Origin of the sequence: Massilia paldalensis (assembly GCF_044901715.1) — a bacterium.
Lineage (GTDB): Bacteria > Pseudomonadota > Gammaproteobacteria > Burkholderiales > Burkholderiaceae_D > Telluria > Telluria paldalensis.
In genome coordinates, this window is record NZ_JBJCIU010000001.1 from 423596 (window position 1) to 449833 (window position 26238).

Below are 26238 nucleotides of genomic sequence, written 5' to 3' on the forward strand. Positions count from 1 at the left end.
CGCCGGCACGCGCGCCGTGTGGTAAAGCGGCGTAAAGATGCGGGGCAGGGCGGCCCCGGCGGTTGAGGAAGGGCGGCGCCGGGGTTATGATCTCGGCACCGCTATTTCTTTGACGCACTCACCTCCCAGCCCACGAGATGAAGACCTTCCTGTTCTGTGCCGCACTCCTGTGCAGCAGCGCCGCCCTCGCCGATGAACTGGCCGATGCCGACGCCCTGTTCGCCAAGAAAGCCTATCCCGAAGCGTTGCAGAAGTACACGAAGCTGGCCAATGCCGGCAACGTGACGGCCCAGCAGCACCTGGGCGAGATGTATTTCTATGGCGAAGCGGGGACCGTCGACATGGACAAGGCGACCGAATGGTTCGCCAAGGCGGCGTCGCGCGGCAATGCCGTGGCTGCCGCGTCGCTGGAGCTGATCAAGCAGCGCAAGGCGCGCCGCGCCGACATCGACTACTGGATCGCCAAATACGATGGCTCGGATTTGCGTACGGGCGACTACCGTTGCCCGGCGCCGCGCTTCCCGGCCATGTCCAAGGTGAACGAGGAAATCGACCGCTACAGCGCGCGCATGAAGGCCTGGCAGGATTGCCACAACCGCTTCGTCACCTACCTGAACGGCGAGCTGCCGCTGACCAAGCGCATCCCGGACGACATCGCCAAGCTGCTGACCAAGGACGAGATGGACAGCGCCACGACGCACCTGAAGGAAGTGGGCGAGCGCGTGTCCGAGGATACGCAGGTCAGCGGCAAGATGGTCGTGGCCGATTTCACGGCGTGGCGCACGGCCACCGAGGCCTATGTGGCCGAGCACAACGAGATGGTCAAGAACGCGCCGCCGCCGGAGGCCAAGAACTGACCCGCTGGCTGTCTGCCTGTCTGACGCAAGTTGTGAGCAGAAAAACCGTCGCCCCGGCGCAGGCAGGGGCCCAATTTCTTTACGCTGTCGAAACGCGTCAAACCTGGGCCCCGGCCTGCGCCGGGGCGACGTATTCCTGCCGTCGGCAACCGGCGGCAGGCGGTCAGTGCCAGGAACGCATCAGGCCGACGGCCAGGCCTTCCAGCGCGAACTCGTCGTTCTGCGGATCGACGGTGATGACGGAGAAGTCCGGGTTTTCCGGCAGCAGTTCGATGGTGCTGCCCGTCTTGCGGTAGCGCTTGACGGTGACTTCCTCGCCGATGCGGGCGACCACGATCTGGCCGTTCTTGGCGCTGTCGACCTTCTTGACGGCCAGGTAGTCGCCGTCGCAGATGCCGGCATCGCGCATCGACCAGCCCTTGACCTTCAGCAGGAAGTCCGGCTTGGCGGAGAACATCGCCGGGTCGACGGAGTAGGTCGCCTCGACGTGTTCCTGGGCCAGGATCGGCGAACCGGCGGCCACGCGGCCGACCAGGGGCAGCGACATCAGCGAGGACGGCAGGAAGGGCACCGCCATCGGGGGCACGTCGACCTTGGCCGCTGCGGCCGGCGCGGCGGCGCCGACCAGGCGGATGCCGCGCGAGGTGCCGGGCGAGATTTCGATGGCGCCCTTGCGCGCCAGTGCTTGCAGGTGTTCTTCGGCCGCGTTGGCCGAGCGGAAGCCAAGCTCCTGGGCGATTTCGGCGCGGGTCGGCGGGAAACCGGTATTGTCGATCGCTTCCTTGATCAGGTTGAGGATCTGTTCTTGCCGTGCGGTGAGCTTAAGCATGGTTTTGTCTGGTTATTACGAGAAACGCAATGTGGCACCGCGACGCTGACAAGCACAAGCGGGCGCAACCCATTGCCGGTATGAGATCAGACTGTATTTTTGTACAGTATTGCGTCTGGCGCAAGAGGGAAACGCGCTTTTTTTGCGCAGGCGCCGCCGGGCGCGAGGGGCGGGCGGGGCGGCAGCGGCGACAAAGCGATTGAGGTCTTGACGTTTTTACGGTTATAATGTTGGGCTTTCCCCTTCCCACACTCGTCTTGACGCCGAGGTGGGCATTTGTTTAAACGTCCTTAAGGAGTGTTTCATGCGTCATTATGAAATCGTGTTTATCGTCCACCCGGACCAGAGCGAACAGGTCCCGGCGATGATCGAACGCTACAAGACCACGGTCACCTCGCGCGGCGGCAACATCCACCGCGTCGAAGATTGGGGCCGTCGTCAAATGGCTTACCAGATCCAGAAGCTGCCGAAGGCACACTACATCTGCATGAACATCGAGTGCGACAACGAGACCCTGGTCGAGCTGGAAACCGCATTCAAGTTCAATGATGCCGTGCTGCGTCACCTGACCGTGAAGATGAAGAAGGCCGAAACCGCACCGTCGCCGATGATGAAGTCGGTCCAGCGCGAAGACGCAGCCAAGAGCCACCGCGCCGAGCAGGCCGCCGCTCCGGCCGCCGCCGCCTAAGTCGCGCGGGAGCACCACCCTGCAGTGAACGAGCTGTCGCTGGTCGCAAGCATCCTGGAACGCGACATCCTGCGCTATACCCCGGCAGGCATTCCCATCGTCGGCGGACTGTTGCAACACGGTTCGACCCAGACCGAAGCGCGGATTGCCCGGCAAGTCGAGTTCGAGATTCCCGCGCTGGCCGCGGGCGAGATCTCCGGACGATTCGCCAATGCCGAACTGGGCGCGATGTACCGCTTCACGGGATTCCTGGCCAGGAAAAGCCGTCACAGCAAGACGCTGGTGTTTCACATCATTGATTTCAGTGCCGCCTAATTCATCGGCACGTTTTTAGATACAGGAGCCAAAAATGGCATTCGGTAAAAAGTTCGACAAAAACAAAGCTAAAGAAAAACTGAAGCGCAAACAGCAGAACCCGCTGTTCAAGCGCAAGAAATTCTGCCGCTTCACCGCCGCTGGCGTGGAACAGGTTGATTACAAGGACGTCGACACCCTGAAGGACTTCGTCCAGGAAAACGGCAAGATCATGCCGGCTCGCCTGACCGGCACCAAGGCGCACTACCAGCGTCAAGTGGACACCGCCATCAAGCGTGCCCGTTACCTGGCCCTGCTGCCGTACACCGACCTGCACAACGCTTAATTGCGGTCCGTGTAGCTAGAGAACCTGGAGAATAATATGCAAGTCATCCTGCTGGAAAAAGTCGTCAACGTCGGCAATCTGGGCGACGTCGTCAAGGTCAAGGACGGTTACGCACGTAACTTCCTGATCCCGCAAAAAATGGCCCGCCGCGCTACCCAAGCCGCCGTCGCCGAATTCGAAGTCAAGCGCGCCGAACTGGAAAAGGCAGCTGCCGAGAAGCTGGCAGCCGCTCAAGGCCAGGGCGACAAGCTGAACGGCATGACCATCACCATCGCCCAGAAAGCCGGCGTCGATGGCCGCCTGTTCGGTTCCGTGACCAACTTCGACATCGCCGAAGCGCTGAGCAAGCAAGGTTTCGCCGTCGAAAAGGCGCAAGTGCGCCTGCCGACCGGTCCGCTGAAGACTACCGGCGAGCACCCGGTTGCCGTCGCGCTGCACACCGACGTCGTCGTCGATGTCACGATCTCGGTCGTGGGCGAAGCTGCCTAAATCATTCTTTAGAGAATGAACGAAAAAGCCGGGTTCGCCCGGCTTTTTCTTTTTTACAACACGTAAAAACCTTCTAAAACTCACCAATCATTTCAGCGGCCGATAGGGAACGGGTATAATGCCCGCCATGAACTCCCCAGCAGACCCGCAGATCGAGTCGCTCCGCATTCCCCCGCATTCCATCGAAGCAGAACAGTCCGTCATCGGCGGCCTGCTGCGCGACAATGCGGCGTGGGACCGCATTGCCGACTTCATGCATGCGGAAGATTTCTACCGCTATGACCACCGGATCATCTTCGAACAGATGGTTCGCCTGATCAATGCCGGCAAACCCGCCGACGTCATTACGGTCTACGAATCGCTCGTCCAGCTCGGCAAGGCCGAGGAAGTGGGCGGGCTCCAGTACCTCAACGCGATGGCGCAGAACACGCCGTCCGCCGCCAATATCCGCCGCTATGCCGAGATCGTCCGCGATCGCGGCGTGCTGCGCCAGCTGATTACCGTCGCCGACGAAGTGTCGGGCAAGGCCTTCAACCCGCAGGGCGCCGAGGTCAAGCAGATCCTCGACGAAGCGGAATCGCGCATCTTCGCCATCGCCGAGCAGGGCGCCCGCGGCGCCCAGGGCTGGCTGCCCGTGCAGCCGCTGCTGACCCAGGTGGTCGAGCGCATCGACGAACTGTACAGCCGCGACAACCAGGGCGAGATCACGGGCGTGCCGACCGGCTTCATCGACCTCGACAAGATGACCTCGGGCCTGCAGCCGGGCGACCTCGTGATCGTCGCCGGCCGTCCGTCGATGGGCAAGACGGCGTTCTCGGTGAACATCGGCGAGAACGTCGCCGTCGATGCCGGCCTGCCGGTCGCGATCTTCTCGATGGAGATGGGCGGCGTGCAGCTGGCCATGCGTATGCTGGGCTCGATCGGCCAGCTCGACCAGCACCGCCTGCGTACCGGCAAGCTGACCGACGAGGACTGGCCGCGCCTGACGCATGCGATCCAGAAGATGAACGACGCCCAGATCTTCATCGACGAGACGCCGGCGCTGAACCCGATCGAGATGCGCGCCCGCGCGCGCCGCCTGGCGCGCCAGTGCGGCAAGCTCGGCCTCATCATCGTCGACTACCTGCAGCTGATGCAGGGTTCCAAGCCGGGCGACAACCGCGCGTCCGAGATCTCGGAGATCTCGCGAAGCCTGAAGGGCCTGGCCAAGGAACTCGGCTGCCCCGTGATCGCGCTGTCCCAGCTGAACCGCTCGCTGGAACAACGCCCGAACAAACGCCCCGTGATGTCCGACTTGCGCGAATCGGGCGCTATCGAGCAGGATGCGGACGTCATCATCTTCCTGTATCGTGACGAAGTTTACAACCCGGACTCACCCGACAAAGGTACCGCCGAGATCATCATCGGCAAGCAGCGTAACGGCCCGATTGGTGCCATTCGCCTGACCTGGATGGGCATGTATACCAAGTTCGGCAACTACAGCGGCAACCTCGGTATTTACCAAGGTGATTAAGCCGATATAACACGCCGCGGCGCAGGCTGAACACCGGGGTCAGAGCCCTTTCGAACCCAACACCGGGCTCTGACCCTTCCGCGGCTTACCCAAGAAGTCCCAAGAGATCTACAACGGAGAACTACAATGTTTGGACGCCTCATGCCCACGGAGGGCAAGTTTTTTGATTTGTTCAACCAGCACGCCGCGCTGTGCGTGAAGGGTGCACACGAAATGGTTGGCCTGATGACCAACTTCGATGACCTGGAAAACCGCACCCACGCCGTGGAGAGCATCGAAAAACAGGCGGACAAGATCACGTACGCCACCGTCGACCTGCTGCACAAGACCTTCATCACCCCGCTGGACCGCGACGACATCCACAAGCTGATCACGCGCATGGACGACATCCTCGACATGATGGAAGACGCCGCGCAGACGATCTCGCTGTACGACCTGCAGGCCGTGACCCCGGAAGCGAAGCGCCTGGCCGAGCTGTGCCTGGCCTGCTGCGAAAAGGTCCAGCAGGCCGTCGGCATGCTGCACAACATGGACAACGCCCAGAAGATGGTCGCCATCTGCGAAGAGATCGACCGCCTGGAATCGGACGCCGACCACGTGATGCGCGCCGCCATGTCCAAGCTGTTCCGCGACGAACCGGACGTGCGCAACCTGATCAAGATGAAGGCCATCTACGAGATCCTCGAGACCGTCACCGACCGCTGCGAAGACGTTGCCAACATCATCGAAGGCATCATCGTCGAAAACGCTTAAGTCACAAGAACAATAATAACGATGGATTCTCTTCACATCAGCATCTATGTGCTGGGCCTGCTCGTCCTTTTAGCGCTGGTCTTCGACTTCATGAACGGCTTCCACGATGCCGCCAACGCAATCGCGACGGTGGTCTCGACGGGAGTGCTGAAACCCCAGACCGCGGTCGCCATGTCGGCCGTGTTCAACTTCGTCGCCATCTTCACCGTCGGCCTGCACGTGGCCGCGACGGTGGGCAAGGGCACCGTCGATCCGGCCATCGTCGACCACTACGTGGTGTTCGGCGCCCTGGTCGGGGCCATCATCTGGAACATCATCACCTGGTACTACGGGATCCCGTCCTCGTCCTCGCACGCGCTGATCGGCGGCCTGGTCGGTGCGGCCGTGGCCAAGGGCGGCACCGGCGCGCTGGTCGGCGGCGGCCTGATGAAGACCGTCATGTGGATCATCCTGTCGCCCTTGCTCGGCTTCGTGCTCGGCTCGATCGTCATGCTGGCCGTGTCCTGGATCTTCGTCCGCACGCCGCCGCGCAAGGTCGATACCTGGTTCCGTCGCCTGCAGCTGGTCTCGGCCGCGGCCTACAGCCTGGGCCACGGCGGCAACGACGCGCAGAAGACCATCGGCATCATCTGGATGCTGCTGATCGTGGCCGGCGTGTCGCAGGCCGGCGATGCGGCGCCGCCGCTGTGGGTCGTGATCTCGTGCTACACGGCGATCTCGATGGGCACGCTGTTCGGCGGCTGGCGCATCGTCAAGACCATGGGCCAGAAGATCACCAAGCTGAAACCGGTCGGCGGCTTCTGCGCGGAATCGGGCGGCGCGATCACGCTGTTCCTGGCGAGTGCGATCGGCGTGCCGGTCTCCACCACCCACACCATCACCGGCGCCATCGTCGGCGTGGGCTCGGCCCAGAAGGCCTCGGCCGTGCGCTGGGGCGTGGCCGGCAACATCGTGTGGGCCTGGATCTTCACCATCCCGGCGTCCGCCTTCATGTCGGCGATCGCCTGGTGGGTCGGGACGCACATCCTGTAAGCGCGCGAAGCAAAACAAAAGGCCGGGTATTCCCGGCCTTTTTTTCGGCTTGCGCCGGTACGCTCGTTTGCGCTTACTTGTACGAGTTGTTGGTTCCCGCGTTCATGATGCGCGCGTTTTCCATGTCCTGCTTGTCGGCCTCGATGGAATTGCTGGGGCGGTTCTTGTTCTTTTGCGGGAACAGGCTGCCCAGCGTGCGTTCGCCGTGGTCGGCAGAAGCGGTCTGCTGGCCGGCGGCATTGTCGGTCGGCTGGCTCGCGCAGGCGGACAGCAGGAGGGCGCCGGCGATGGCGGCCAGGGTAATACCTTTCATTGCTACTTCTCCCAGGAGGTGGATTTAATAAAAATCAAAAACAAATATAAGGCATATAACACCCGTCTTTTGTCACCAATTGTCTCAGGGGCATAGATTTTCGCCGCCCAGGCAACAGCCTGGCCTTTCGACAGGCACAAAAAAGCCTGCGACCCTTGCGGGGCGCAGGCTTTCGCGGCAAACAGTCTTGCCTGTATTTACAGCACGTCGCTCGCGTGGTCGGCCAGGCGCGAACGTTCGCCGCGCGCCAGCGTCACGTGGCCGCCGTGGCTCCAGCCCTTGAAGCGATCGACTACATAGGTCAGGCCGCTCGAGCCTTCCGTCAGGTACGGCGTGTCGATCTGCGCGATATTGCCCAGGCACAGGATCTTGGTGCCGGGACCGGCGCGGGTGACGAGGGTCTTCATCTGCTTGGGCGTCAGGTTCTGCGCTTCGTCGATGATCAGGAACTTGTTGACGAAGGTGCGGCCACGCATGAAGTTCAGCGACTTGATCTTGATGCGCGAGCGGATCAGGTCCTGGGTCGCGGCGCGGCCCCAGTCGCCGGCGTCGCCGTCCGACTTCATCAGCACCTCGAGGTTGTCGTCGAAGGCGCCCATCCAGGGCGACATCTTTTCTTCCTCGGTACCGGGCAGGAAGCCGATGTCCTCGCCGACCGGCACCGTCACGCGGGTGACGATGATCTCGTTGTACTGCTTGGTCTCGAGCACCTGCGCCAGGCCCGCTGCCAGCGCCAGCAGGGTCTTGCCCGTACCGGCCTGGCCCAGCAGACTGACGAAGTCGATCTCCGGATTCATCAGGAGGTTCAGCGCGAAGTTCTGCTCGCGGTTGCGCGCCGTGATGCCCCAGACATTGTTCTTATTGCTGGAGTAGTCGCGCAGCGTCTGCAGCACGGCCGTCTTGCCGTTGATCTGGCGCACCTGGCCGTAGAACGGCGCCTCACCACCCTTGCCTTCGAGGTAGACGAACTGGTTCACCATCAGCGAGGGGATGAACGGGCCCGTCACGCGGTACCAGGTCGACGAATAGCCGCCCTTGATCTCCTGCCACGATTCCATGCCCTTGCCGTGGCGGGTCCAGAAATCGTCCGGCAATTGCACGATGCCCGAATACAGCAGGTCGGTATCCTCGAGCACGTGGTCGTTGAAGTAATCCTCGGCCGCCAGGCCCATGGCGCGGGCCTTGATGCGCATATTGATGTCTTTCGACACCAGCACGATGGCGCGGCCTTCCTGGTCCATTTCCAGCGCGCGCACGACGCCCAGGATCTGGTTGTCGGCCTTGCCCGAGGGCAGGCCTTCGGGCAGGGTGGCCGCGTTCAGGCGGGTCTGGAAGTACAGGCGGCCCTTCGCATCCTTGTTGCCCAGCTTGGCCAGCGGAATGCCCGTCTCGATCGCGTCGTCTTCCGTATTGGCGATCAGCGCGTCCAGCGTGCGCGAGACCTGGCGCGCGTTGCGCGCGACTTCCGACATGCCCTTCTTGTGGTTGTCGAGCTCTTCCAGCGTCATCATCGGCAGGTAGACGTCGTGTTCCTCGAAGCGGAACAGCGAGGTCGGATCATGCATCAGCACGTTGGTGTCGAGCACGAACATCTTGGTCACGCCGGAGGTGTCGGCCTTGCGGCTGGCCGGCGACTTGACGTTGACCTCGACGGGCTTGTGCTTGGCGGGGTGGGGCGCATTGTTGTCGGTCTCGCGCAGCTTGGCCTGCAGGCCGTTCTTGGCAGCCTTGTCGGACTTGCCGGGCTTGGCCGGCGCTTCGGCGCGGGCGGGCGCTGCAATGGGGGCTGCGACGGGCGTATCCTCGCGCGCGGGCGCCTCGGCCAGCAGCGCCGCCTTCGACTTGCGCGCGCGGTTGGTCTTGGCGGCAGGCACGGCGGCACCGCTGATCAAGTCCTCGACCGGGTCGTTTTCCGCCTTCGCGGCGGCGCGCACGGGCGACTTGCCGGCGACGGGCTGGGGATAATCCTTGGTCAGCAGGATGGTTGCCGGCTTGGTTGGTATTTTTGGCAGTGGCATCAGGTTCTCAATCTAGAAAAGGTCGGAAAAAGCACCGCGCGGCGCACACGCGCCGCCGGGCGAACAGATGCAACTATGGGATGAGCTGCGAGGCGCCGGCCGGCCATGGGAGGGAATGGGCCGGCACCCAGATTGATGTGACGCGAGGGAGGTGCAACTATGACTCAAAATAGGCGTATGCTCGGTAACAGGTTAGCTGACCGGAGCCATCCATTACGGGGAGAAGCACGCGCCAAGTGATTCGGCCCTCAGGGCTGGCTCTGCAGGAAATCCAGCACTTCTTTTACGTGATCATTGACTTTCACGCCACGCCATTCTTTCACCACTTTGCCGTCAGCGTCAATGACAAACGTACTGCGCTCTACCCCGCGCACTTTCTTGCCATACATGTTTTTCATCTTCATGACGGCGAACTGGTTGCACACCAGCTCTTCGGGGTCCGAGATCAGGTCGAACGGCAGGCCCAGTTTGGCCTTGAAGTTCTCGTGCGAACGGAGCGAATCGCGGCTGATGCCGAACACGGCCGCACCTAACTTGGCGAATTCCTCGTGGTGGTCGCGGAAGGCCATCGCCTCCGTCGTGCAGCCCGGCGTGTTGTCCTTCGGGTAGAAGTACAGCACCGTGTACCTGGCGGGACGGCCCGCGAGTTCGAAGGTCTGGTCGCCCGTCATGGCGGCGCTGAAGTTGTCCAGCTTGGCATTGAGCGCTGGCGGGACGGGTGCTGCGGCGGTGTCTGCCGCAGGTGCTGCGTTTGGGCTGTCGGCCACGGGTCTCTCCTGAAGGAACCGGTTTTATTTTAGCGATGCGTGTCGAGCACGATCAGTTCGCCTGACCGGCCGGGCACCTGGCCCCACTGCAGCGGATACTGCGGCAGCGGGACATCCTTGATCTTCTCATGATAGTCGGCCATCGCGACAAGCCGGTAGCCCTGGGCTTTCCAACCTGACAATAGCCGGTCGAATATGGGGGCAAGTTTCTGTCCTTCAAGTTCCGCGTGCAAGGTATATACGTGGTCGCGCCGCTGTGCCGTCAGCGCCAGCAGGTGGTCGGCGATATTGTCCTCGTCCAGCACCTTGCCGCCGATCTCGCGGCCCAGTAGTTCGTCCAGCGTCGGCAGCGTGGTCGGCATCTGGATGCAGGACAGGCCCGTCAGGCGGTAGGGACCGGCCTGCGGATCGCGCAGGGAGCCGTCGTCGTTCAGCAGGGCGCGGCCGTCCGAGGCATAGCGGTAGCCGGCGTCGTCGTGGCGCGCGAACGCGGCCTCGTTCATCTGCCAGCCGGCCGCGCCGTGCGTATGCGGCGCCTGCCCGAACACCTCGCGGTAGCGCCGCTCGCTGCGTTCCAGCATGCGCAGCGTCCACGCGGCGTCACGCGTGCGCACGGCGTCCTGCCACAGCACGTGGTCCCAGGTGTGGATGCCGCATTCGAAGCCGGCATCGCGCACGGCGCGCATCTCGGCAGCGGCCCTGGCGCCGATGTCCGGGCCGGGCAGCAGCACGCCGTACATCAGCGTCTTCACGCCGTAGTGCTCGACCACGGAGGTGCGCGAGACCTTGCTGAAGAAGCCGGGCCGCAGCGCCCGCTTCATCGCCCGGCCCGTGTGGTCCGGGCCCAGCGAGAACAGGAAGGTCGCGCCGGCGCCGTGGCGCGCGAGCATGCGCGCCAGGTTCGGCACGCCCTCGCGCGTGCCGCGGTAGGTGTCGACGTCAATCTTGAGGACGAGCAGCGGTGCCACGGTTCAGCCTTTCGCGCCGGCGAGTTGCTGCCGCAGTTCGTTGGGGCCGATGCGCAGGCCGTCGGCCAGCAGGGCGTGGATGGCGATGGTGCGTCCGTCGCCGCAGACGCCGACGATGGCATCGCCCACGACGGCCAGTCCCGGCGGCAGGCCATCCGGCGCGGGGCCGCCGAGCCGTGCCCGTTCGATCGTGTAGCGGCGCGGGCCGACGTCGGTGAAGGCGCCGGGGTAGGGCGGCGCGACGGCGCGGTGCAGGTTGTAGACGTCCTGCGCGGGTTTGCTCCAGTCGATGCGGCCGTCATCCGGCTTGCGGCCGCCGAAGTAGCCGCCCCGCGTCAGGTCGTTGGGCGTGCGCGGCGCGCTGCCGTCCAGCAGGGCCGGCAGCACGCGGTACAGGGCCAGCTCGGCCGCCACCGTGACCTTGCCGAACACCTCGAACGCCGTGTCGTCGGGCAGGATCGGCACCGCCTGCTGGGCGACGATGCTGCCGGCATCCGGCTTGGCCGTCATCTCGTGCAGCGAGGCGCCCGCCTCGCGCTCGCCGTGCAGCACGGCCCAGTTCACGGGCGCGCGGCCGCGGTAGGCCGGCAGCAGCGAACCGTGCATATTGTAGGCCGGCGCCACGTCGAGGATCGCCTGGGGCAGCATGTGGCGGTAGTAGAAGCTGAACATCAGGTCCGGACGCGCCGCCTGCACGGCCTGCAGCAGTGCCGGTGACTTGGGGTCGGCCGGCGTGATGAAGGGGATGCCCTCCGTCTCGCACAGCGACTGGACGGATTCGAACCAGATGTTTTCCGTGGCGCTGTCCTCGTGCGTGACGACGAGGGCGACGTCGACGCCGCCGGCCAGCAGCACCTTCAGGCAGCGCACGCCCACGTTATGGTAGGCAAAGACGACGGCGCGTTTGCGGGGTTGGTTCATGATTTCCAATACAGTAATTGAGAGACCACCGTCGCCCCCGCGAAGGCGGGGATCCAATTTCTGCGTGCCGATCGATCAGGCGAAATTGGGTCCCTGCCTGCGCAGGGACGACGTGCGTATGATTCAGCGCGCCACTTCGCGCTTCTCTACAGCGTCGTCGTCGACTTTATCGTCCGGCACGCCCTGCAGGATCGTCGCCACCACGTAGCGCGGCCGTGCCCGCACCTGCTGGTAGATGCGGCCCACGTATTCGCCCACGAGGCCGATGCCGAACAGGATGACGCCCATGAAGAAGAAGGCGATCGCGAACAGCGTGAACACGCCGTCCGCTTCGGAACCCACGAACAGGCGGCGCAGCAGCAGCACGACGACGAGGATGGCCGACAGCAGCGACATCGCCATGCCCAGCAGCGAGAAGAACTGCAGCGGCACCAGCGAGAAGCCCGTCATCAGGTCGAAGTTCAGGCGGATCAGGCTGTACAGCGAATACTTCGATTCGCCGGCCGCGCGTTCCTCGTGCTCGACGACGATCTCGGTCGGCTTGCGCGCGAACTTGTACGCGAGCGCCGGCACGAAGGTGTTCACCTCGCCGCACTGGTTGACCAGGTCGATCACGTTGCGCCCGTAGGCGCGCAGCATATTGCCCTGGTCCGTGATGTGGATGTTGGTGATGCGTTCGCGCACGCGGTTCATGGCTTTCGATGCCACCGTGCGCCATGCGGAATCCTGGCGCTTGCGGCGGATCGAGCCCACGTAGTCGTAGCCTTCGCGCATCTTGGCGACCAGCTTGCGGATCTCTTCCGGCGGATTCTGCAGGTCGGCGTCGAGCGTGATCACGATCTGCCCGCGGGTCTGCTCGAAGCCGGCCAGGATCGCCATATGCTGGCCGTAGTTGCCGTTGAAGAGCACGACGCGCGTCACGTCCGGACGCTGCCGGTACTGCTCGGCCAGGATCGATACGGAGTTGTCGCGGCTGCCGTCGTTGACGAACACGATCTCGTAGGGCGCGCCCAGCGCGTCCAGCGCCGGGTACAGGCGCGCGAACAGGTTCGCCAGGCCCGCCTCTTCGTTGTAGACGGGGATGACGACGGAGATTTCCGGTTTGATGGCCACGACGCTCATTGCTGCTGCCCCTTCGGCTGCAGCACCTGCTTCACGGCCGCGACGACGCGCTCGACGTCGGCGACGGTCATCGCGGCGAACATCGGCAGCGTGACGGTCAGCCGGCCGATGCGCTCGGCGACGGGGAATTGCCCTTCCTTGAAGCCGCGCTGGCGGTACAGCGTGAACAGGTGGATCGGCGCGTAGTGGTAGCCGGTGCCGATGTTGAACTCCTGCTGCATGCGCGTCATGAAGGCGGCGCGCGTGCCGGGGCCGTCGTCCGGCAGGATGATCTGGAACAGGTGCCAGTTCGAGCTGCCGAAGGCCTGCACGGGCAGCTGGGCGCCGTAGCGCTCCTCGAAGTCCACGCCGAAGCAGTCGAAGTAGTGGCGCGCCAGGGCGGCGCGGTGGGCCGTCACCGTGTCCAGATGCTTCATCTGGCCCAGGCCGATGGCGGCCATGATGTCGCTCATATTGTATTTGCCGCCCAGGACATCGACGTCGATGCCGTCCACGCCGCTGCGCGTCACGCCCTGCAGGCGGTATTTCTCGGCCAGGCGCGCTTCTTCGAGATTGTTCAGCACCAGGCAGCCGCCTTCGCCCGTCGTGATGTTCTTGTTGGCCTGGAAGCTGAACGAGGCGAAGTCGCCGAAGGAACCGATGCGCTTGCCGTTCCACGTCGAGCCCAGGGCCTGGGCCGCATCCTCGACCACGCGCAGCTTGTGCTTTGCGGCGATGGCGTACAGGCGGTCCATGTCCACGGGCAGGCCGGACAGGTAGACGGGGATCAGCGCGCGCGTGCGCGGGGTGATCGCCGCTTCCAGGCGGTCGAGGTCGATATTGCGGGTGACGGGGTCGATGTCGGCGAATACGGGGGTCGCGCCCGTCTCGATGATGACGTTGGCCGTGGCCGGCCACGAGACGGGCGTGGTGATCACTTCGTCGCCCGGCCCCACGCCGGCGATGCGCAGTGCGATCTCCATCGTGCAGGTGCCGGAATTGAAGGTGCGCACGGGGCGGCCGCCGAAGTACTCGGACAGCTGCGCCTCGAAGGCGGCGTTTTTCGGTCCGGTGGTGATCCATCCGGAACGCAGCACGTCGCCGACGGCGGCGATGGTGTCTTCGTCGATCGTGGGCCGCGAGAAGGGGAGGAAGGGCAGCTCGGTGCTCATGGAGGCTCGTGGAACGGGTTGAAAACTGGGTAAAGTACGTGGGCGGAAATGGAAGCAGTGCGCCGTTCAGGTGCGCGCGAGCAGGATCACGCCCAGCATGATCAGGCCGATCGCCAGCAGGCGCTGGGGCGGGACCACCTCGCCCAGGAACATCCAGGCGCCCAGCGCGGAGACCACGTAGCCGAGCGACAGCATCGGGTAGGCGATGGTGACGTCGGTGCGCGACAGTCCGATGATCCAGACGACCAGGGACACGCCGTAGCAGGCCAGGCCGGCCAGGATCGGCAGCTGGGTCACGACCTTCAGGAAGGTCGGCAGCGCGTTCTGCGCGGTCAGGTGGATCGCGCCGCCCATGGCGTTGGTGCCGGCCTTGAGGAACAGCTGGGCGCAGGCATTGAGCAGCACGCCGGACAGGATGAAGGCAAAGGTGGTCAGGTTCATGGAAAAAAGCTCAGTAGTTCACGATCACGCTGCGCCGGGCGTCGCCGGCGACCACGCGGAGCGGCACGCCCTGGCGCCGCAGGTCCGCCACGAATTCCGGGCGGATGATGGCGACGTTGCGCCGGCCCGCGGCCGCGTCGTCACGCCAGCGCGCGACGAAGGCCGCCATCGACGGGATCCAGCGCTGCGGCTCCTGCTGCAGGCCGAAGGCGAATTCGTCCTCGAAGGCGACCAGGGTCACGGTGCGGTTCAGGTAGAAGGTCAGCGACTGTTCGTACAGCCCCACCGAATACACGGGCACGGCCGGATCCGTGGCGCCGGCGGCCTGCAGCGCGGGCAGCAGCTCGAGGCCGGCGCGCGCGCGGCCGACCGGCTCGAAGCCGGCCATGATCGCCTGGGTCGCGGCGAACGATGCCAGCGCGAGCACCAGCACCGACAGGTCGCTCAGCATCTGGCGCGCATACAGCAGCGCCAGCAGGCCGCCGACCAGCAGCACGATGCCGGCCGCCAGCACCCAGGGCTGGAACGCTTCGTACAGCGCGGCCTCGCCCGGCCGGCGCGCCAGGCGTTCCATGAAGGGCACCAGCGCCACGAAGGCCGCGCCCAGCAGCGCCGTCGAGCCGGCGGCCAGCATGCGGCCGCGCCGCGGTCCTTCGTCCAGGCGCTGCGCGACCAGCAGCGCCACGGCCGGGAACACGGGCAGGATGTAGGCGGGCAGCTTGGAATTCGAGACGCTGAAGAACAGGAAAATGAACACGGCCCAGACCAGCAGCAGCAGGCGCGGGCGGAAGGCCTGCGCCGGCCCGTCGCGGCGGGCGCCGCCGGCGAGGCTTTGCGCCAGCACGCCAAGCCAGGGCATGCTGCCCGCGGCCAGCAGCGGCAGGAAGTACCACCACGGTTCCTCGCGGTTGTGGCCCTTCAGCAGGAACCTGGCGAAGTGTTCGTGGACGAAGAAGAAGTAGGGCTGCTCGGGGTTCTTCAGGCCGACCAGCACGAACCACGGCGCCGTGATCAGGAAGAACAGCAGCAGGCCCTGGCCCAAGTGCAGGCGGGTCCAGATGCGCAGGTCGCGGGCGACGAGGGAATACAGTACCAGCACGGCGCCCGGCAGCACGATGCCGACCAGGCCCTTGGACAGCACGGCCAGCGCCATGCCGGCCCAGCAGGCCAGCATCCAGTTGCGCCGCTCGCGCGCGCCGGCGCCGTCGCGCTGGGCAATGAGGAGCCCGCACAGCGACAGCGTCATCGTCGCGGACAGGCTCATGTCGAGCGAGTTGGACTGGCTGCCGACGACCCAGAACACGGAGGAGCCCAGCACCAGGGCGGCGTAGAAACCGGTGCGCTCGCCGAACACGCGCGTGCCGGCGACGCCGGCCAGCACGATGCCGGCCAGGCCGCACAGGCCCGTCCACAGGCGTGCCTGCCATTCGCCCAGTCCGAACATCGCAAAGGTGAGGGCGTTCATCCAGGTCTGGAGCGGCGGCTTCTCGAAGTACTTGATGCCGTTCAGGCGCGTGGTGATCCAGTCGCCGCTGGCGAACATCTCGCGCGCCATCTCGGCATATCGTCCCTCGTCGGCCGGCACCAGCGTGCGCACGCCCAGCACGGAAAGGAGCGCGACGGCCAGGACGAGCAGCAGCGTCCAGCGCAGCGCCGCGTTCCGGTGCAGTTCGTTCATTCGGGGGCCTTCGCGCCCTCGATGATCAGTGCCAGGGTGGCCTTGCGGCCTTCGCCCATCAGGATGTTGTAGGTGCGGCAGGCGGCGTGGCTGTCCATCGACTCGACGCCGATGCGCTGGCTCGCCAGGCTGGCCACCAGCTTCGGATGCACGAAGCGCTGGCGCTCGCCGGTGCCGAGGATGACGACGTCCGGCTTGTCGGCGGCGATCATCTCGAAATGGGCGGGCGTCAGCTCGTCGAAGTGGGCCACGTTCCAGGCGCGCGGCGCCACTTCGGGCATGACCAGCACGCTGTAGTCGTAGCGCTTGGCGTTGATCTCGACGCCGGACTGGTCGTAGCCAGTGACGGTCTGGTATTTTTCGGTGCTGCTGGTATGGAGCTTCATAGGGAACCGGTAGCGGAAGCAGATGGAAGCAGATTCGCAGGTGCGGACGTGCATTTTAACCTGCGAATTTAATTTGCTGGATTACATTAAAGTTATGTTGGGTTGCTTAATATGGCGGCTTTCGGCAGAATGGAATTTCTTTTTCGCATTGCAACAAATGCGACGCGTGCCGGCAGCGAACCGCGGCCTGATTGAACAAGGTGATAGTGTGCGACCGATTTTGAAGTCCAATAAGCTGGATGACGTCTGTTACGAGATCCGCGGCCCGGCCCTGCAGATCGCGCGCCAGATGGAGGACGACGGCCACAAGATCATCAAGCTGAACATCGGCAACCTGGCCGTGTTCGGATTCGATCCGCCCGACGAGATCGTGCAGGACATGATCCGCAACATGTCCGGCGCGGCCGGCTACACGGACTCGAAGGGCATGTTCGCGCCGCGCAAGGCCGTCATGCACTACACCCAGGGCAAGAACATCGAAGGCGTCGGCATCGACGACATCTACCTGGGCAACGGCGCCTCCGAGCTGATCGTGATGGCCATGCAGGGCTTGCTGAACGGCGGCGACGAAGTGCTGGTCCCGGCACCCGACTATCCGCTGTGGACGGCGGCCGTGAGCCTGGCCGGCGGCAACCCGGTGCACTATATCTGCGACGAAGAGGCCGGCTGGATGCCGGACATCGACGACATGCGCCGGAAGATCACGCCGAACACGCGCGCGATCGTCGTCATCAACCCGAACAACCCGACCGGCGCGCTGTACTCGCGCGAGGTGCTGCTGGAGATCATCGAGCTGGCGCGCCAGCACCAGCTGATCGTCTACGCCGACGAGATCTACGACAAGACCCTGTACGACGGCGCCGAGCACGTCTCGATGGCCTCGCTGGCCGACGACGTGCTGTTCGTCACGCTCAACGGCCTGTCGAAGAACTACCGCTCGTGCGGCTACCGCGCCGGCTGGATGGTGGTGTCCGGCGAGAAGCGCCACGCCAAGGACTATATCGAAGGCCTCAACATGCTGGCCTCGATGCGCCTGTGCGCCAACGCGCCGGGCCAGTTCGCGATCCAGACCGCGCTGGGCGGCTACCAGAGCATCGCCGACCTGGTGGCGCCGGGCGGCCGCCTGGCGCGCCAGCGCGACCTGGCCCACAAACTCCTGACCGATATTCCGGGCGTAAGCTGCGTCAAGCCAAAAGCGGCGCTGTACATGTTCCCGCGCCTCGACCCGAAGATCTATCCGATCGCGGACGACCAGCAATTTATCTGCGAGCTGCTGTCCGAGGAAAAAGTCCTGCTGGTGCAAGGCACCGGCTTCAACTGGAAATCGCCCGACCATTTCCGTCTGGTGTTCCTCCCCAATTCCGACGACCTGACCGACGCGTGCGGCCGCATCGCGCGCTTCCTCGACGGTTACCGGCGCCGCCACGCGCGCTGAAACACGAAAACTTGTCCATGAAACCTATCCAAGTCGGCCTGCTCGGCATCGGCACCGTCGGTGCCGGTACCTTCCAGGTCCTCCAACGCAACCAGGAAGAAATCCGCCGCCGCGCCGGCCGCGGCATCGAGGTGGCCAAGGTCGCTGCCCGCAAACCGGAGCGCGCCCGCGCCATCGTCGGCGACACCTGCGCCATCGTCAGCGACCCGTTCGACGTGGTGAACGATCCCGCCATCGACATCGTCGTCGAACTGATCGGCGGCTACGAACCGGCGCGCGAGCTGGTGCTGCAGGCCATCGCCAACGGCAAGCACGTCGTCACCGCCAACAAGGCGCTGCTGGCGCTGCACGGCAACGAGATCTTCGCCGCCGCCCACGAGAAGGGCGTGATGGTCGCGTTCGAAGCGGCCGTCGCCGGCGGCGTGCCGATCATCAAGGCGCTGCGCGAAGGCCTGTCGGCCAACCGCATCGAGTCGGTCGCCGGCATCATCAACGGCACCACCAACTTCATCCTGTCCGAGATGCGCGACAAGGGCCTGGACTTCGCCACCGTGCTCAAGCAGGCGCAGGAACTCGGCTATGCCGAAGCGGACCCGACCTTCGACATCGAAGGCGTCGACGCCGCGCACAAGCTGACCATCATGGCCGCGATCGCCTTCGGCATCCCGATGCAGTTCGACAGCGCCTACGTGGAGGGCATCAGCAAGCTGCAGGCCGTCGACATCCGCTACGCCGAGGAGCTGGGCTACCGCATCAAGCTGCTGGGCATCACGCGCCGCACCGTCGTCGACGACGCCGAGGGCATCGAGCTGCGCGTGCATCCCACGCTGATCCCGACCGCGCGCCTGATCGCCAACGTCGAAGGGCCGATGAATGCCGTGCTGGTCCATGCCGACGCCGTCGGCACGTCGATGTACTACGGCAGGGGCGCCGGCGCGGAGCCGACCGCATCGGCCGTGATCGCCGACCTGATCGACGTGACCCGCCTGGCGACCGTCGACCCGTACTCGCGCGTGCCGCACCTGGCCTTCCAGCCGACGGAACTGGCTGACGTGCCGATCCGCCCGATGGCCGAGATCAAGACGAGCTACTACCTGCGCGTGACGGTGCAGGACCAGCTGGGCGTGATGGCGGACCTCACGCGCATCCTGGCCGACGCCGGCATCTCGATCGACGCCGTGCTGCAGAAGGAGCCGGGCGAGAAGACCCGCACCGACATCGTCATCATCACGCACCAGACGCGCGAGAAGAACGTCGACGCGGCCATCGCGAAGATCGAGCAATTGCCGACTACGGTGGGCAAGGTAGTGCGCATCCGCCTGGAAAGCCTGGGCTGATCCGGCCTGATGCCGTCGCCAGCCGGCGTCCGCGAGGACGGCCGGCTTTTTTCATGCCTGGTGACGGCGCGGCGGCGGCATGCGGAAGCACAGCGGGTAGTCGTCGGCGAACTCGTCCACGACCTGACGCGGCGCGCCGTCCGTGCCGTCGAGCCGGGCAATGGTGAGCGCGCGCAGTTCACGCTCGATCTGGTCGTACAGCGCATCGCGGGCGCTGACCTGCGAGAGGAAGTGGTCGGTAGGATTCATGCGCGCATTCTACCTGCGCTGCAGTGCACAAAAAGCGTGTCGGTCGGCATGTTTGAGCTGCTTCAAGCCATCGGCGGTTTGCCGCAAAGAATACTTGTCTCGGCACAATATACTGATGGATCCTAATCTCGGAAGGTGGCAGGCAGCGCTACCGAAAGGATAGTGTGGCGGTCTGCGTTACTTCGGGTATCAATCTGTACTACCTGGTTTGACAGTAAGCAATGCTGGATTTCCAAGGCGAAGCTTGTCCTGTAGATTACGCATCTCGTTCACGATCCGCGACATCCATGAGCTCCACGCCCCATACCAGCCAGTTCGCCCTGCTTGCCCAGCGCCGCTTCGGCCCCTTCTTCTGGACCCAGTTCCTGGGCGCCTTCAACGACAACCTGTTCAAGACGGCGCTGCTGACGGTGCTGACCTTCGATGCGGCGTCCTGGACCGACCTGTCTCCGGCGCTGCTGAACAACCTGGTGCCGGGCCTGTTCATCCTGCCCTATGTGCTGCTCTCCGCCACCGCCGGCCAGGTCGCCGACAAGGTGGAGAAGGGCAGGCTGGCGCGCTTCGTCAAGCTACTCGAAGTCGGCATCATGGCGATCGCCGCGATCGGCTGGCTGACGCACACGCTGTGGCTGCTGATCGCGGCGGTGGCGGGCATGGGCATCCATTCGACGCTGTTCGGCCCCGTCAAGTACGCCTACCTGCCGCAGCACCTGCGCAACGACGAGCTGGTCGGCGGCAACGGCGTGATCGAGATGGGCACCTTCGTCGGCATCCTGCTGGGCGAAGTGGTGGGCGCGCTGCTCGCCAGCCACGGCCACCTGGGCGCCGAACTCGTCGCCTTCGGCACGCTGGGCGTGGCCGCGCTCGGCCTGGCGTCGAGCTGGCGCATTCCCGCATCGCCGGCGCCTGTACCGGACTTGAAGATCAGCGCCAACTTCGTCGCCGAATCCGTACGCAACATCGCGTTCTCGCGCAAGAACCGCACCGTGTTCCTGTCCATGCTGGGCAATTCCTGGTTCTGGTTCTACGGCGCGCTGCTGCTGGCGCAATTTCCCCTGTACGCCAAGGATTACCTGCATGGCGACCACAGCGTGTTCGTGCTGCTGCTGACGATTTTCTCGCTGGGCATCGGCACCGGCTCGCTGCTGTGCGACAAACTGTCGGGCGGCAAGGTCGAGATCGGTCTCGTGCCGTTCGGCGCGATCGGCCTGTCGGTATTCGGCATCGACCTGTATTTCGCCAGCCTGGGCTATGTGAACACGGCGGCCGTCGACGCGCTCGGTCTGGTCGCCCAGCACGGCGCCTGGCGCATCCTCGTCGACCTGCTGCTGCTCGGCATGTTCGGCGGCTTCTTCATCGTGCCCCTGTTCGCGCTGATCCAGACCCGCTGCGACCCAAAGCACGTGTCGCGCACCATCGCCGGCATGAACATCCTGAACGCACTGTTCATGGTGGCGGCCGCCGGCGTGGCGATCTTGCTGGTGAAGCAGGGCTTCACGATCCCGGAAATGTTCCTGACCACGGCCTTGCTGAACGCCATCGTCGCCGTCTACATCTTCTCGCTGGTGCCGGAATTCCTGATGCGCTTCCTGGCCTGGCTGCTGATCCACACGATCCACCGCGTTTCCACCGTGGACGCGGCACGGATCCCGCGCGAGGGCGCCGCCGTGCTGGTCTGCAACCACGTCAGCTACGTCGATGCCATCGTCATCATGGCCGCCAGCCCGCGCCCGATCCGCTTCGTGATGGACCACCGCATCTTCAAGACGCCGCTGCTGGGCTTCATCTTCCGCACGGCGAAAGCGATCCCGATCGCGCCGGCCAAGGAAGACCCGTGGCTGATGGAAAAAGCCTTCGTCGACATCGCCCAGGCCCTGCACGAAGGCGACCTGGTCTGCATCTTCCCGGAAGGAAAGCTGACCCGCACGGGCGACATGAACGAGTTCCGGGGAGGTATCAGCAAGATCGTCGAACGCAGCAAGGTGCCCGTGATCCCGATGGCCTTGCGCGGCCTGTGGGGCAGCGTGTTCTCGCGCGACCCGGCCAACGTGTTCGAGCGCACGTTCTCGCGTGGCTGGCGTTCGCGGCTGGCGCTGGCCGTGGGCGTGCCCGTACCGCCGCAGGAGGTGACGCCGGAAGGGCTGTACGAACAGGTGCTGGCGCTGCGCGGGGACTGGAAATAAGCCGCATCAATCTTGCCTGTGCCAAAAGCTTAACCTTTGCGCGCGGCTTTGATATAATTGTGGCCCGAGTCGGGGCGTAGCGCAGCCCGGTAGCGTACCTGCATGGGGTGCAGGTGGTCGGAGGTTCGAATCCTCTCGCCCCGACCAATGAATTCAACGAGTTAGGCCAGCTTTCGAGCTGGCCTTTTTCGTTTGCGGCCATGCTCATGCCTCATGCGCTCAGCGCAACCCGCCACTCCCCGATGCGTTCCACCATCGCCGGCGTGCAGGAGAATGCAATCGTGGCGCACTTCGGATGCCCTTCGATCTGCAGCACACAGATGGGGGAACGGGAAATGGCGCAAAAGCAGGGTGTCGACGCGGCGATGAACCATCCGGAATACAGGCCGAATGCCGCGATGCCGTTGCTTTTCGCCTGAATGCGAAGCAGATCTGGCGACTCCACGATCCTGATCCCGGCAATCCGCTGTGCGCCGGCGGTCAACCGGACCGTGTAGAAGCTGTGCCGGATCGTCAAGCCATCCGGCGTGAACGTCACGGTACGCCGCGAAACGATGGCGACCAGCAGGAAGGCTGGTACGAGCAGCGACAGGATCGCCAGCACGTGGACCAGGATGGTGTCCGAGCCGGACGCGGCTCCGGTATGCGAGGACAGGTGAACGATGATCGCACTCCCGGCGAAGGGGAGTGCGATCACGGCTGCAATCAGCACGAGCTGGAAGGGAAGCAGTGGAATCTTTTCTGACGACATGAGGCTCCTCGGCCGGCCACGTCACGGCGGCAGGTTTTCGATACCGACAGCCTAGTCTACGCTTCCTGTTGGAAATGTCATAACGCCGCCCCCTGCTGGCGCCGCTTCCGCGCGTCGGCAAAGCGCTGCTTCACGGGTCCCAGCGCCTTCACGAATTCGAGCTGTTCCCCCTCCGGACCCTTGCAGTAGATGAGTTCCCAACCGTCGGACGGCGCCTCGGTCACCTTGTTGGTGTTCGTGTGCTGCGGCGCTTCCCGGCGCGCCTCCTCGGTCGTCACGCGGACGGTGCGGTTGGCGCGCACCTGGGTCATGCCGCGGCGCTGCGCTTCCGCTTCGAGGTCGGCGATGAACTGGTTGAAATCGACGTCGTCGCGCACATGGAAGCAGAAGTGCATCATGCGCGGGAAGGCCGGACTCATGTGTTCGACGGGTTCGGCGAACGACCTGGGACCGCCCATGGCCTGGTCGGCTTCGCGGTATTGCAGCAGTTCGATCACGACGTTGTCGAACTGGACGAAGCGTACGTCCATGCGCTGGGCGCCACCGCGCAGGTCGGGTACCCCGATCGTGTGTGGATGGACGCCCAGTTCGTTGGCGCGGATTTCCTGGTCCGCCAGCAGCGTATTGTGCACGGCGTCGCCCTGGAAATCGCCGTGGCGGAACACTTCGGTGCCGCCCAGCACTTGCGTATAGAACTCGAAGGCGCGCTCCATGTTCTGCACGGTCAGGCCCACGTGCTGCACGCCTTGCAGTCGGGGACCCAGTGCGTCACTACCGGCGGCTTCAGGCATATGCTTCTCCTTTCCTGGCATGAACGGATGCGCGATGGGAGGACGGCACCGTCGAACCCTCATCGATATGGACAATGGGCGGTGGCGATAGTTCGCGGTCTCGATACCGGCACGCCATCCACGATGGAAGCCCGGAGATGGCAGGTATTCTGCTGCCTGTTCGGCAAATCAAATGGACAAGATCGCCATAGAATTCAGATCATCATTCCAACACCGTTCGCATCGACGCCAATATGACGATCACACTCATCGGAGCATCCCGCAACATCCCGTTCGCAAGCGGAGCCGGCAAGCCGGGCAGTTCCGCCACGGGGTTCGCCGACGCCCTCGGCAAGGCGGGCGGCGCGAAAGCCACGGACGTCTACCAGGAACTGGATGACTACGTGAAGATGACCCCGGCCCAGCGCATGCGCGCCGACCTGTTGAAGAAACTGGGCTTGACGGAAGAAGACCTCGCGGCCAAGTCGCCGGAAGAGCAGCAGGCGATCCAGGCGAAGCTGACGGAGCTGATCCAGCAGCAGATGCAGCAGGCGCAGTCGAAGCAGGAAGGAGGGGCGAAGAAGATGGGGCAGTGGGTCGATACCGTCGCCTGACGATACGAAAAAAGCGTACCTGCACCCCATGCAGGTACGCTCGCATCAAGGCCGATCAGCCCTTGATGAAGGCCAGGATGTCGGCGTTGATGACGTCCGCGTGGGTCGTCGGCATGCCGTGCGGGTAGCCCTTGTACGTCTTCAGCGTGCCGTTCTTCAGCAGCTTGGCGGACAGCGGGCCCGAATCGGCGTAGGGGACGATCTGGTCGTCGTCGCCGTGCTGGACCAGCACGGGCAGGGTGATCTTCTTCAGGTCTTCGGTGAAGTCGGTCTGCGAGAACGCGACGATGCCGTCGTAGTGGGCCTTGGCGCTGCCCATCATGCCCTGGCGCCACCAGTTCTGGATGATGCCTTCCTGCGGCTTGGCGCCCGGACGGTTGAAGCCGTAGAACGGGCCGCTCGGCAGGTCGCGGAAGAACTGGGCGCGGTTGGTGGCGGTCTGCTGCTGCAGGCCATCGAACACTTCTTTCGGCAGGCCGCCCGGGTTGGACGGCGACTTGACCATCAGCGGCGGCACCGCGGCGATCAGCACGGCCTTCGCAGCGCGCGACTGGCCGTGGCGTGCCAGGTAGCGCACGACTTCGCCGCCGCCGGTCGAGTGGCCAACGTGGATCGCGCCCTTCAGGTCCAGGTGCTGCACGACGGCCGCCAGGTCGTCGGCGTAGTGGTCCATGTCATGGCCGGTGCCGACCTGGGTCGAGCGGCCGTGGCCGCGGCGGTCGTGGGCGATGACGCGGAAGCCCTTCTGGACGAAGTACATCATCTGCGCATCCCAGTCGTCCGAGCTGAGCGGCCAACCGTGCGAGAACACGATCGGCGTGCCGCTGCCCCAATCCTTGTAGTAGATCTGGACGCCGTCTTTGGTGGTGACGAAACTCGAGTTCATTTGCGGTACCCCCTTGGCTTGCGTGGATTGTGCCGCACCCGCGGCGTGGGCGGACGAAGTGGTGCTCATCCAGGCCAGCGGCAGTGCTGCCGCGCTGCCTGCGCCGACGATGACGTTGCGTCGTTTCAGGTCGAACTTATCCTTGTCTTGGGCTGTCATTTGTTTTTACTCCCGTATCGTATTTTCAACCGCCTGGGGCGGGGCCTGTGCAGCAACGGCCCATTGTCGGTTGAGGTTCGATTCCGGTCTAGTCATCCAAAGGTATAGGTAGGATGGCCGCCGAAGGGAGTGCCGGCCTGGCCGGAAGGCCGGGCCGGCCGTACGGCAGGTCAGTCGACGAGTGCGCGGGCCGCGCCCACCTGGCCGCGGTAGGCGTCGAAGATGTGGCGCAACGCGTCGGCCATCGTCGTGCGCGGCGCCCAGTCCAGGTCGGAGCGCGTGTTGTCGATCTTCGGCACGCGGTTCTGCACGTCCTGGTAGCCGGCTCCGTAGTAGGCGCCGGAACTGGTCTCCGTGACCCGCACCTGCTTCGCGCCCTCGGCGTATTCCGGGTACTGGGCCGCGAGGTCCAGCATCATGCCGGCCAGCTCGCGGATCGAGTGGTTGTTGGCCGGGTTGCCGATGTTGTAGATCTGGCCGCTGGCCTTGCCGTCCTTGTTCTCGATGATCTTGATGAGGGCGTCGATGCCGTCGTCGATATAGGTGAAGGCGCGCTTCTGGTGGCCGCCGTCGACCAGCTGGATCGATTCGCCGCGCACGATGTGGCCGAAGAACTGCGTCAGCACCCGCGACGAGCCTTCCTTGGGCGTGTGGATCGAATCGAGCCCCGCGCCGATCCAGTTGAAGGGGCGGAACAGCGTGAAGTTGAGGCCTTCCATGCCGTAGCCCCAGATCACGCGGTCCATCAGCTGCTTGGAGCAGGCATAGATCCAGCGCGGCTTGTTGATCGGGCCGTACACCAGTTCCGAGTTCTCCGGATCGAATTCGCTGTCGCGGGACATGCCGTACACCTCGGACGTCGACGGGAATACCAGGTGCTTGCCGTACTTGGCGGCGGCGCGCACGATGGGCAGGTTCGCCTCGAAGTCGAGCTCGAACACGCGCAGCGGTTCCTTCACGTAGGTCGACGGCGTCGCGATGGCGACCAGCGGCAGGATCACGTCGCACTTCTTGACGTGGTACTCGACCCATTCCTTGTTGATCGTGATGTCGCCTTCGAAGAAGTGCATGCGCCGCTTGTACTGTTCGTTGGCGAGCAGGTCGGCGATGCGATCCGTGTTCATGTCCATGCCATAGACTTCCCAATCGGTCGTCTCGAGGATGCGCTTGGACAGGTGGTGGCCAATGAAGCCGTTGACGCCGAGGATGAGGACTTTTTTCATAGCGAACTTTCGTGGAACGGAAAACGCACGGCCGGGCGCAAGAGGCGCCGGCATGCCTGCCGGGC

The 26238-nt window shown here is 64.5% G+C and carries 28 protein-coding genes and 1 tRNA gene; 13 read left to right on the plus strand and 16 right to left on the minus strand.

The window, feature by feature from the left end:
* Positions 1-137 precede the first annotated feature (137 nt).
* Positions 138-857 carry a tetratricopeptide repeat protein gene (locus tag ACI1V7_RS01840; RefSeq protein WP_404530082.1) on the plus strand — a complete coding sequence of 240 codons (720 nt, stop codon included), beginning with the start codon at positions 138-140 and terminating at the stop codon, positions 855-857.
* A 163-nt stretch (positions 858-1020) separates the two neighbouring features.
* Here the strand turns inward: ACI1V7_RS01840 and lexA are convergent, their stop codons facing one another.
* Positions 1021-1686, minus strand: coding sequence for a transcriptional repressor LexA (gene lexA / locus ACI1V7_RS01845; protein ID WP_404530083.1), 666 nt, complete (start codon positions 1684-1686; stop codon positions 1021-1023).
* A gap of 304 nt (positions 1687-1990) precedes the next feature.
* Here lexA and rpsF point away from each other — a divergent pair, with 304 nt between their 5' ends.
* The 7 genes from rpsF to ACI1V7_RS01880 all read left to right on the plus strand — a co-directional run bounded on the left by rpsF (position 1991) and on the right by ACI1V7_RS01880 (position 6801).
* Positions 1991-2374, plus strand: a complete 384-nt coding sequence (gene rpsF, locus ACI1V7_RS01850) for a 30S ribosomal protein S6 (protein WP_036232978.1) — start codon at positions 1991-1993, stop codon at positions 2372-2374.
* 24 nt (positions 2375-2398) lie between these two features.
* The gene (priB, locus tag ACI1V7_RS01855; RefSeq protein ID WP_290412087.1) at positions 2399-2689 is read left to right on the plus strand and encodes a primosomal replication protein N; all 291 of its coding nucleotides are present in this window, start codon (positions 2399-2401) and stop codon (positions 2687-2689) included.
* Positions 2690-2723: 34 nt separating this feature from the next.
* On the plus strand, positions 2724-3014 hold the full coding sequence (gene rpsR / locus ACI1V7_RS01860; RefSeq protein ID WP_036249492.1) for a 30S ribosomal protein S18: 291 nt from the start codon (positions 2724-2726) through the stop codon (positions 3012-3014).
* Positions 3015-3050: 36 nt separating this feature from the next.
* Positions 3051-3503, plus strand: a complete 453-nt coding sequence (gene rplI, locus ACI1V7_RS01865; RefSeq protein WP_404530084.1) for a 50S ribosomal protein L9 — start codon at positions 3051-3053, stop codon at positions 3501-3503.
* A 127-nt stretch (positions 3504-3630) separates the two neighbouring features.
* Positions 3631-5016: a replicative DNA helicase gene (locus ACI1V7_RS01870; RefSeq protein WP_404530085.1), complete on the plus strand. Its 1386-nt coding sequence runs from the start codon at positions 3631-3633 to the stop codon at positions 5014-5016.
* Between the two features lie 126 nt (positions 5017-5142).
* The gene (locus ACI1V7_RS01875) at positions 5143-5769 is read left to right on the plus strand and encodes a DUF47 domain-containing protein (protein WP_290412090.1); all 627 of its coding nucleotides are present in this window, start codon (positions 5143-5145) and stop codon (positions 5767-5769) included.
* Positions 5770-5790: 21 nt separating this feature from the next.
* Entirely contained in the window at positions 5791-6801 is a 1011-nt protein-coding gene (locus ACI1V7_RS01880) for an inorganic phosphate transporter (RefSeq protein ID WP_404530086.1), read from the plus strand.
* A gap of 73 nt (positions 6802-6874) precedes the next feature.
* Here the strand turns inward: ACI1V7_RS01880 and ACI1V7_RS01885 are convergent, their stop codons facing one another.
* From ACI1V7_RS01885 to ACI1V7_RS01930, 10 genes are all read right to left on the minus strand, one after another.
* Positions 6875-7114, minus strand: a complete 240-nt coding sequence (locus ACI1V7_RS01885) for a hypothetical protein (RefSeq protein ID WP_404530087.1) — start codon at positions 7112-7114, stop codon at positions 6875-6877.
* Between the two features lie 197 nt (positions 7115-7311).
* On the minus strand, positions 7312-9132 hold the full coding sequence (locus ACI1V7_RS01890) for a PhoH family protein (RefSeq protein WP_404530088.1): 1821 nt from the start codon (positions 9130-9132) through the stop codon (positions 7312-7314).
* 248 nt (positions 9133-9380) lie between these two features.
* Complete coding sequence (locus tag ACI1V7_RS01895) at positions 9381-9899, minus strand: peroxiredoxin (protein WP_404530089.1); 519 nt, start codon at positions 9897-9899, stop codon at positions 9381-9383.
* A 29-nt stretch (positions 9900-9928) separates the two neighbouring features.
* Positions 9929-10867: a polysaccharide deacetylase family protein gene (locus ACI1V7_RS01900; protein ID WP_404530090.1), complete on the minus strand. Its 939-nt coding sequence runs from the start codon at positions 10865-10867 to the stop codon at positions 9929-9931.
* A 3-nt stretch (positions 10868-10870) separates the two neighbouring features.
* A complete protein-coding gene (locus ACI1V7_RS01905) occupies positions 10871-11788 on the minus strand; it encodes a formyltransferase (RefSeq protein WP_404530091.1) in 918 nt (305 codons plus the stop codon).
* A gap of 123 nt (positions 11789-11911) precedes the next feature.
* On the minus strand, positions 11912-12895 hold the full coding sequence (locus ACI1V7_RS01910; protein WP_404531525.1) for a glycosyltransferase: 984 nt from the start codon (positions 12893-12895) through the stop codon (positions 11912-11914).
* Between the two features lie 11 nt (positions 12896-12906).
* Positions 12907-14061, minus strand: a complete 1155-nt coding sequence (locus ACI1V7_RS01915; RefSeq protein ID WP_404530092.1) for a DegT/DnrJ/EryC1/StrS family aminotransferase — start codon at positions 14059-14061, stop codon at positions 12907-12909.
* Positions 14062-14127: 66 nt separating this feature from the next.
* On the minus strand, positions 14128-14502 hold the full coding sequence (locus ACI1V7_RS01920) for a DMT family transporter (RefSeq protein WP_404530093.1): 375 nt from the start codon (positions 14500-14502) through the stop codon (positions 14128-14130).
* Positions 14503-14512: 10 nt separating this feature from the next.
* On the minus strand, positions 14513-16180 hold the full coding sequence (locus tag ACI1V7_RS01925) for a glycosyltransferase family 39 protein (RefSeq protein ID WP_404530094.1): 1668 nt from the start codon (positions 16178-16180) through the stop codon (positions 14513-14515).
* On the minus strand, positions 16177-16566 hold the full coding sequence (locus ACI1V7_RS01930; protein WP_404530095.1) for an Mth938-like domain-containing protein: 390 nt from the start codon (positions 16564-16566) through the stop codon (positions 16177-16179). Before ACI1V7_RS01930 ends, ACI1V7_RS01925 begins: the two co-directional genes overlap by 4 nt.
* 208 nt (positions 16567-16774) lie before the next feature.
* Here ACI1V7_RS01930 and ACI1V7_RS01935 point away from each other — a divergent pair, with 208 nt between their 5' ends.
* Complete coding sequence (locus ACI1V7_RS01935) at positions 16775-18001, plus strand: pyridoxal phosphate-dependent aminotransferase (RefSeq protein ID WP_290412102.1); 1227 nt, start codon at positions 16775-16777, stop codon at positions 17999-18001.
* 17 nt (positions 18002-18018) lie between these two features.
* A complete protein-coding gene (locus ACI1V7_RS01940; protein WP_404530096.1) occupies positions 18019-19338 on the plus strand; it encodes a homoserine dehydrogenase in 1320 nt (439 codons plus the stop codon).
* A 51-nt stretch (positions 19339-19389) separates the two neighbouring features.
* Here the strand turns inward: ACI1V7_RS01940 and ACI1V7_RS01945 are convergent, their stop codons facing one another.
* Positions 19390-19587, minus strand: a complete 198-nt coding sequence (locus tag ACI1V7_RS01945) for a hypothetical protein (protein WP_404530097.1) — start codon at positions 19585-19587, stop codon at positions 19390-19392.
* 287 nt (positions 19588-19874) lie between these two features.
* Here ACI1V7_RS01945 and ACI1V7_RS01950 point away from each other — a divergent pair, with 287 nt between their 5' ends.
* Both ACI1V7_RS01950 and ACI1V7_RS01955 read left to right on the plus strand, forming a co-directional pair.
* Positions 19875-21770 carry an MFS transporter gene (locus ACI1V7_RS01950; RefSeq protein WP_404530098.1) on the plus strand — a complete coding sequence of 632 codons (1896 nt, stop codon included), beginning with the start codon at positions 19875-19877 and terminating at the stop codon, positions 21768-21770.
* Between the two features lie 70 nt (positions 21771-21840).
* Positions 21841-21917: transfer RNA gene (locus ACI1V7_RS01955), tRNA-Pro, on the plus strand.
* A gap of 64 nt (positions 21918-21981) precedes the next feature.
* Here the strand turns inward: ACI1V7_RS01955 and ACI1V7_RS01960 are convergent.
* Together ACI1V7_RS01960 and ACI1V7_RS01965 are read right to left on the minus strand one after the other, a co-directional pair.
* The gene (locus tag ACI1V7_RS01960) at positions 21982-22521 is read right to left on the minus strand and encodes a hypothetical protein (protein ID WP_404530099.1); all 540 of its coding nucleotides are present in this window, start codon (positions 22519-22521) and stop codon (positions 21982-21984) included.
* Positions 22522-22598: 77 nt separating this feature from the next.
* Complete coding sequence (locus ACI1V7_RS01965; protein WP_404530100.1) at positions 22599-23312, minus strand: VOC family protein; 714 nt, start codon at positions 23310-23312, stop codon at positions 22599-22601.
* Between the two features lie 233 nt (positions 23313-23545).
* Here ACI1V7_RS01965 and ACI1V7_RS01970 point away from each other — a divergent pair, with 233 nt between their 5' ends.
* Positions 23546-23905 (plus strand): hypothetical protein, encoded by a 360-nt coding sequence (locus ACI1V7_RS01970; RefSeq protein WP_404530101.1) that lies wholly within the window; start codon positions 23546-23548, stop codon positions 23903-23905.
* Positions 23906-23960: 55 nt separating this feature from the next.
* On the opposite strand, the gene ACI1V7_RS01975 is transcribed toward ACI1V7_RS01970, so the two are convergent.
* Positions 23961-24791, minus strand: coding sequence for an alpha/beta fold hydrolase (locus tag ACI1V7_RS01975; RefSeq protein ID WP_404531526.1), 831 nt, complete (start codon positions 24789-24791; stop codon positions 23961-23963).
* Between the two features lie 329 nt (positions 24792-25120).
* Positions 25121-26173, minus strand: coding sequence for a bifunctional UDP-4-keto-pentose/UDP-xylose synthase (locus ACI1V7_RS01980; protein ID WP_404530102.1), 1053 nt, complete (start codon positions 26171-26173; stop codon positions 25121-25123).
* Between the last annotated feature and the right edge of the window lie 65 nt (positions 26174-26238).

Excerpts from the sequence above, each read along its gene's own strand:
- ACI1V7_RS01840 (WP_404530082.1), top strand. The coding sequence starts at position 138 with ATGAAGACCTTCCTGTTCTGTGCCGCACTCCTGTGCAGCAGCGCCGCC.
- lexA (WP_404530083.1), bottom strand. The coding sequence starts at position 1,686 with ATGCTTAAGCTCACCGCACGGCAAGAACAGATCCTCAACCTGATCAAG.
- rpsF (WP_036232978.1), top strand. The coding sequence starts at position 1,991 with ATGCGTCATTATGAAATCGTGTTTATCGTCCACCCGGACCAGAGCGAA.
- rpsR (WP_036249492.1), top strand. The coding sequence starts at position 2,724 with ATGGCATTCGGTAAAAAGTTCGACAAAAACAAAGCTAAAGAAAAACTG.
- rplI (WP_404530084.1), top strand. The coding sequence starts at position 3,051 with ATGCAAGTCATCCTGCTGGAAAAAGTCGTCAACGTCGGCAATCTGGGC.
- ACI1V7_RS01870 (WP_404530085.1), top strand. The coding sequence starts at position 3,631 with ATGAACTCCCCAGCAGACCCGCAGATCGAGTCGCTCCGCATTCCCCCG.
- ACI1V7_RS01875 (WP_290412090.1), top strand. The coding sequence starts at position 5,143 with ATGTTTGGACGCCTCATGCCCACGGAGGGCAAGTTTTTTGATTTGTTC.
- ACI1V7_RS01880 (WP_404530086.1), top strand. The coding sequence starts at position 5,791 with ATGGATTCTCTTCACATCAGCATCTATGTGCTGGGCCTGCTCGTCCTT.
- ACI1V7_RS01885 (WP_404530087.1), bottom strand. The coding sequence starts at position 7,114 with ATGAAAGGTATTACCCTGGCCGCCATCGCCGGCGCCCTCCTGCTGTCC.
- ACI1V7_RS01890 (WP_404530088.1), bottom strand. The coding sequence starts at position 9,132 with ATGCCACTGCCAAAAATACCAACCAAGCCGGCAACCATCCTGCTGACC.
- ACI1V7_RS01905 (WP_404530091.1), bottom strand. The coding sequence starts at position 11,788 with ATGAACCAACCCCGCAAACGCGCCGTCGTCTTTGCCTACCATAACGTG.
- ACI1V7_RS01915 (WP_404530092.1), bottom strand. The coding sequence starts at position 14,061 with ATGAGCACCGAGCTGCCCTTCCTCCCCTTCTCGCGGCCCACGATCGAC.
- ACI1V7_RS01920 (WP_404530093.1), bottom strand. The coding sequence starts at position 14,502 with ATGAACCTGACCACCTTTGCCTTCATCCTGTCCGGCGTGCTGCTCAAT.
- ACI1V7_RS01925 (WP_404530094.1), bottom strand. The coding sequence starts at position 16,180 with ATGAACGAACTGCACCGGAACGCGGCGCTGCGCTGGACGCTGCTGCTC.
- ACI1V7_RS01930 (WP_404530095.1), bottom strand. The coding sequence starts at position 16,566 with ATGAAGCTCCATACCAGCAGCACCGAAAAATACCAGACCGTCACTGGC.
- ACI1V7_RS01940 (WP_404530096.1), top strand. The coding sequence starts at position 18,019 with ATGAAACCTATCCAAGTCGGCCTGCTCGGCATCGGCACCGTCGGTGCC.
- ACI1V7_RS01945 (WP_404530097.1), bottom strand. The coding sequence starts at position 19,587 with ATGAATCCTACCGACCACTTCCTCTCGCAGGTCAGCGCCCGCGATGCG.
- ACI1V7_RS01950 (WP_404530098.1), top strand. The coding sequence starts at position 19,875 with ATGAGCTCCACGCCCCATACCAGCCAGTTCGCCCTGCTTGCCCAGCGC.
- ACI1V7_RS01960 (WP_404530099.1), bottom strand. The coding sequence starts at position 22,521 with ATGTCGTCAGAAAAGATTCCACTGCTTCCCTTCCAGCTCGTGCTGATT.
- ACI1V7_RS01965 (WP_404530100.1), bottom strand. The coding sequence starts at position 23,312 with ATGCCTGAAGCCGCCGGTAGTGACGCACTGGGTCCCCGACTGCAAGGC.
- ACI1V7_RS01970 (WP_404530101.1), top strand. The coding sequence starts at position 23,546 with ATGACGATCACACTCATCGGAGCATCCCGCAACATCCCGTTCGCAAGC.
- ACI1V7_RS01975 (WP_404531526.1), bottom strand. The coding sequence starts at position 24,791 with ATGAACTCGAGTTTCGTCACCACCAAAGACGGCGTCCAGATCTACTAC.
- ACI1V7_RS01980 (WP_404530102.1), bottom strand. The coding sequence starts at position 26,173 with ATGAAAAAAGTCCTCATCCTCGGCGTCAACGGCTTCATTGGCCACCAC.